This is a genomic window from Neisseria sp. GT4A_CT1, from assembly GCF_000227275.1.
GTDB lineage: Bacteria > Pseudomonadota > Gammaproteobacteria > Burkholderiales > Neisseriaceae > Neisseria.
In genome coordinates, this window is sequence record NZ_JH164966.1 from 184,327 (window position 1) to 190,072 (window position 5,746).

Consider the following 5,746-nt stretch of genomic DNA (forward strand, 5'->3'; position numbering starts at 1 on the left):
TTTTTTTTGGGAAAATAGAGGATTGATCAATGGCTAACTCAAACGAAAACACGCAAAACCCTAAAGACAATCAAGAGAAAATGACTGACGAAGGTATGCAAGAGCATACCGCTGAAATTAAACAGTCTGAATCAGAAGACAACGCACAGAAAAAAAATGAATCGACATGCTTATGTAAATTATTTAAAAAGATTGCAGAATGGATATGCGCAAGAAAAAATAAAAACTCAAAGAAGGCAGTTGAAAATGCCACAGAAAACAATGATGCTGCAAAACAGGCAGAAATAAAACAAGCTGATACGGTTGAGCAACCCAAAGAGCAAGTAAAACTGACTGACATTTTGGAAGGCATCAGCAAAATATTGGGTATTTCGGCAATATTTGGAACATTTATTGGTGGATTTTTTATATATAATTATCTTAAATACTTAGGGCAATTAAGCATTTTTCCTGAAGTAATAACTAATCCATCTGCTTTGATAGCTAGTGCTCTTTTTTTTGGTGTTATAGTCATAACCTTTATGATTAAATCTTTCTGTATATTCTCCACTGGATATACATTTGTATCAAAAAATGAATCAAAATTAATGTCTCTCATATATTTTATATTTTACATAATAATTTTCTATTTTGTAGGCGATTTTATATTAGAATTTATAGAAAATGGAGCCGTGTGGAAATTAATAATTATATTTCTTTTATTTGATGCAGTTTATTTTTATTATGGTTATAAAAAACTGTATCAAGATAAACAATTAGCAAAATATAATTTTACTACTTTGATTATCGTCATCCAAATAATTCTTATCATCATTTTAATGTTTCCAAATTTTAAGTATCGTTATTTTTTTAAATCTACTCATTTCGTTCGTTTGGCTGAATCTCCTAAAGATTCTTCTTCATGGTATCTACTGCACAACAACTTTCAAAAAAACAATGGCTCTCAAGAAACCAACGGTATTAATAAAAATGACTTGCTTAAATTAAAACAAAAATTCAAATGTTCTGCCCTTTCGGAAACAGAAAGAAAAAATGAAGAAATTTTCTGTTCCACGCACCCCGAACAACGCAATAACGCCCTATTTGGTTTCATGGCTTGGAATCTAGGCGATACTAAGGTTTTTTGCCCAATCAGCTCTATCAACAGTTCTCGAGAAGAACTAAAAAATGAATGTATTGTAATCAGCGGAAAAGCTTTGCAAATCATGCCGGAAAGTTATATCAGTACCAATACTGATGGCATTGACGACGGTAATCCTGACAATACCGGTCATGACGATCCTGCGATTGATATTAACACTGACGTTAGATTCAAAAATGACCTTAACGCCCAATCCAATGCCGGCTTGAATAATTACAATATCCAACCTGTCCTGCCGATACAATCCAATGCAAAAAATATGTCAATCCAGATTAATTACGGCAACTGCAACCCTAATTCGCCAAAAAACAAGGATGGTTATCCTAATATGGAATACACAGACAAAAAAATCTGCCAGTAAGTTATGGCAAATCCATGCCGTCATTCCCGCGCAGGCGGGAATCCATCTTTGAGGATAAGTAAAGCCATAAAAATCAATCAACTGAAATTCACAAACGGATTCCCGCCTGCGCGGGAATGACGGTTGTAATGTATCCTGTCTTTATTGTTTCCTTTGCCATCCGTCCGTTTTCAGACGACCTGCTATAATCCACGTCGTCTGAAAACCCTCTTTCACGGAAACCGCCATGTCCGACCTTTTCACCCGCCAACCTGATGCGCCGCTTGCCGAACGCCTGCGCCCGCATACGCTTGATGATGTTATCGGGCAGCAGCATTTAATCGGCGAAGGCAAGCCGCTGCGCGTGGCGGTGGAAGGCGGGAAGCCGCATTCTATGTTGTTGTGGGGGCCGCCGGGTGTGGGCAAGACGACGTTGGCGCGGATTTTGGCGCAGAGTTTCAATGCCCAGTTTCTGCCTGTTTCCGCCGTGTTTTCCGGCGTGAAGGACATACGCGAGGCAATCGATAAGGCAGAAATCGCTTTGCAGCAGGGACACGCGACGATTTTGTTTGTCGATGAAGTCCACCGCTTCAACAAGGCGCAGCAGGACGCGTTTTTGCCCCATGTCGAAAGCGGTTTGCTGACCTTTATCGGCGCGACTACGGAAAACCCGTCGTTTGAAGTCAATCCCGCGCTGTTGAGCCGCGCGCAGGTGTATGTTTTGCAATCCTTGTCTTCAGACGACCTCAAAAAGCTGATTGCCAAAGTATTGGCCTTGCCCGAATACCGGGATTTCACGATTGAAGCCGATGCGCAGGAGCTGCTCGTCAATACCGCCGATGGCGATGCGCGCAGATTGTTGAATCTGTTGGAACAACTGTTACGCGCCGCCGACACACGTCGTCTGAAAACCTTAACCGCCGAATTTCTCGCCGACAGCTTGGGAGCGCAAATCCGCCGTTTTGACAAAGGTGGCGAGAGTTTCTACAACCAAATCTCCGCCCTGCACAAATCCGTGCGCGGCTCGCATCCGAATGCCGCGCTGTATTGGTTTTGCCGTATGCTCGACGGCGGCACCGACCCGCGCTACCTCGCCCGCCGCATCGTGCGCATGGCGTGGGAGGACATCGGGCTTGCCGACCCGCGCGCCTTCCAAATCGCCAACGATGCCGCCGCCACCTTCGAACGCTTAGGCTCGCCCGAAGGCGAACTCGCGCTGGCACAAGCCGTGCTGTACCTTGCCGCCGCCGCGAAATCCAACGCGGGCTACAAGGCATACAACCAAATGCGCCGCTTCGTCAAAGAAAACGCCAGCGACGAAGTACCCGTCCACCTACGCAACGCCCCGACCAAGTTGATGAAAGAATTGGGCTACGGACGCGAATACCGCTATGCCCACGACGAACCAAACGCCTACGCCGCCGGCGAAAGCTATATGCCCGACGGCTTGGACGAACCGGATTTCTACCAACCCGTCCCGCGCGGGCTGGAAATCAAAATCGGCGAAAAGCTGGAATGGTTGAAATCGCTGGATGAAGAGGCGTTGGATAAGCAGAAGTAAATGGTGTCTCGTATTTCAGACGACCTGTTTCACAACGACAGTCAAATGCTTGTATTGTCAAGCTAATTTGGCTACAATCCGATTTTCCTTTTTCTTGCTGAATAATTGAACACATAAAAAATCGCGGCTGCTGAACCCGATTTCCGAAACAAAGTTAGAAAGCAGATAATGGACAATTTAGACCACAGTCGCAGCCGTGCATGGCGGCGGCATCAGGCAAAACGACCCAGCCATCGCGTACACGGTAAAGACCCTTCTGAGGGCAAGCCCGAGAAAAAGTGGGATTTGATGTATTTCCGCAGGAATAAAGTCAAACGCGCGCAAAAACTGGGCTTTGTTTATCCCTTCAGGCAGCATGAATTTGAAGCCGAATGGTTTGATTAACTTAAAAACACATTTCGACTCCATCGAGATGATTTTCACAAGGCGGATCTTTTTCCGCCTTTTTTAATTTCTATGAACGCACTTTTTATTTGCAGCCGCAACCAATGGCGCAGCCCCACCGCTGAAGCGGTATTCCGACGTTATCCGAATGTACAGACTCGTTCCGCAGGCACAAGCCCTAACGCACGGCACACCGTTTCCATCAACGACATCACATGGGCGGATAAGGTTTTTGTGATGGAACAAAAACATAAAAACCGTCTATCGGCAGAGTTTCCTCGCGCTTTGCAGCATAAGGAAATCATTGTTTTGGATATTCCTGACGATTACCGCTATATGGACGAAGAATTGATCGAGATATTGAAGGAAAGCGTCGAGCCGTATTTATCTGACAGCTAGTCTATAAGAGCTTGAATAAGCAAAGGTAAAGGGTATGGATAAGGTTTCAGACGACCCCAAAGGTCGTCTGAAAATCCAATCATCAAAAGAAAAACCGGATTCCCAGTTGATGGGAATCCAGTTTGTTTTATTCCACACTTAGAAATTCATTCTGAGATCTACACGGACGGAACGAGTGGACAGCGGCGCAGTTGGCAAGGTTGAATGCGTCAACAAACCATTCAGATGCACCTTGCCGTGTTTATCTGATTACAGCCTATCATTCATTGAATTACAGCTACCACGTTTTTCAGACGACCCCTCCCTGCCGTATAATGCCGTTTTCTGTTTCCGCTTCCCAAACGACCATCATGACCGAATCCATCCGCCTCCCCGCCGCCTCGCTCAAACCTGCCACCGTAGCCCTGCCCGGCTCCAAAAGCATCAGCAACCGCACCCTGCTGCTCGCCGCTTTGTCCGACAATACTTGCGAAATTCATTCCCTGCTCAAATCCGACGATACCGACCGTATGTTGGAAGCGCTCGATAAACTCGGCGTTGAAATCGAATATCTTGCCGAGGGTCGTCTGAAAGTGCGCGGCACAGGCGGACAATTTCCAAACCGCACTGCCGATTTGTTTTTAGGCAACGCGGGAACGGCGTTCCGTCCGCTGACCGCCGCGCTTGCCGTTTTGGGCGGCGATTATCATCTGCATGGCGTTGCGCGTATGCACGAACGTCCTATCGGCGATTTGGTCGATGCGCTGCGGATTGCCGGCGCCGATGTCGAATATCTCGGCAACGAACACTATCCGCCACTTCATATCGGCGAACGCCAAGACCGCGGCGAGCGTGTGATTCCGATTAAAGGCAATGTGTCCAGCCAGTTTCTGACCGCCCTCTTGATGGCGTTGCCGCTGACCGGGCAGGCATTTGAAATCCGTATGGTCGGCGAGTTGATTTCCAAGCCCTATATCGACATCACTTTGAAACTGATGGCGCAATTCGGCGTACAGGTTGCCAATGAAGACTACCGCGTCTTCAAAATCCCCGCCGATGCCTGCTACCACGCGCCCGACCATTTATATGTCGAAGGCGATGCCTCCAGCGCGTCCTATTTCCTCGCTGCCGGCTTGATTGCCGCCACGCCCATCCGCGTTACCGGTATCGGCGCAAACAGCATACAGGGCGATGTCGCCTTTGCCCGCGAGCTGGAAAAAATCGGTGCGGACGTGGTTTGGGGCGAAAACTTCGTCGAAGTCTCGCGTCCGAAAGAACGTGCCGTCCAAGCCTTTGATTTGGATGCAAACCATATCCCCGATGCCGCCATGACCCTCGCCATCGTCGCACTTGCCACCGGACAAACCTGCACGCTTCGCAACATCGGTTCATGGCGCGTCAAAGAAACCGACCGCATCGCCGCAATGGCAAACGAGTTGCGCAAACTCGGCGCGGAAGTCGTCGAAGAAGCCGAAGCGATTCACATTACCACGCCTGAAACACTGAAGCCCGACGCAGTCATCGACACTTACGACGACCACCGCATGGCGATGTGTTTCTCACTGGTTTCCCTGTTGGGCGTACCCGTCGTTATCAACGACCCGAAATGCACCCATAAAACCTTCCCGACTTATTTTGAAGTGTTCTCATCGCTGACCGACGCGGTTTAAAGCGGGAGGACGTTTACCCAAACAAAAAGGTCGTCTGAAAGTTTGAACTGCACCCCAAAAGTTGGACATCCCCTCCAACTCACAAGGTGCAGTTTTTTTATGAGCAAATATACATTACACTTCAAATACCAAGCCGTACTCCACTACCTGCATATACGCAGCCAACAGCGTACCGCAGACCACTACGGCATTTCCCGAACCCACCTGAGACGATGGATACGCGCCTATCAAGAAGGCGGTATCGGCGCACTCGAACATCCCCAATCCAAAAA

Annotated in this window: 6 protein-coding genes; all 6 read left to right on the forward strand. The window is 47.6% G+C overall.

Annotated elements, in window-relative coordinates; all coding sequences use genetic code 11:
• Window positions 1-29 precede the first annotated feature (29 nt).
• Window positions 30-1,502: a hypothetical protein gene (locus HMPREF1028_RS05575; RefSeq protein ID WP_009311814.1), complete on the forward strand. Its 1,473-nt coding sequence runs from the start codon at window positions 30-32 to the stop codon at window positions 1,500-1,502.
• A 226-nt stretch (window positions 1,503-1,728) separates the two neighbouring features.
• Window positions 1,729-3,042: a replication-associated recombination protein A gene (locus HMPREF1028_RS05580; RefSeq protein WP_009311815.1), complete on the forward strand. Its 1,314-nt coding sequence runs from the start codon at window positions 1,729-1,731 to the stop codon at window positions 3,040-3,042.
• Between the two features lie 168 nt (window positions 3,043-3,210).
• A complete protein-coding gene (locus tag HMPREF1028_RS13485; RefSeq protein WP_009311816.1) occupies window positions 3,211-3,426 on the forward strand; it encodes a hypothetical protein in 216 nt (71 codons plus the stop codon).
• 72 nt (window positions 3,427-3,498) lie between these two features.
• On the forward strand, window positions 3,499-3,825 hold the full coding sequence (locus HMPREF1028_RS05590; protein ID WP_009311817.1) for a protein-tyrosine-phosphatase: 327 nt from the start codon (window positions 3,499-3,501) through the stop codon (window positions 3,823-3,825).
• Window positions 3,826-4,175: 350 nt separating this feature from the next.
• Window positions 4,176-5,474, forward strand: coding sequence for a 3-phosphoshikimate 1-carboxyvinyltransferase (gene aroA, locus HMPREF1028_RS05595; RefSeq protein ID WP_036529242.1), 1,299 nt, complete (start codon window positions 4,176-4,178; stop codon window positions 5,472-5,474).
• Window positions 5,475-5,573: 99 nt separating this feature from the next.
• Window positions 5,574-5,746 (forward strand): helix-turn-helix domain-containing protein (locus HMPREF1028_RS05600; RefSeq protein WP_009311819.1); only part of this gene is annotated, 173 nt, incomplete at its 3' end.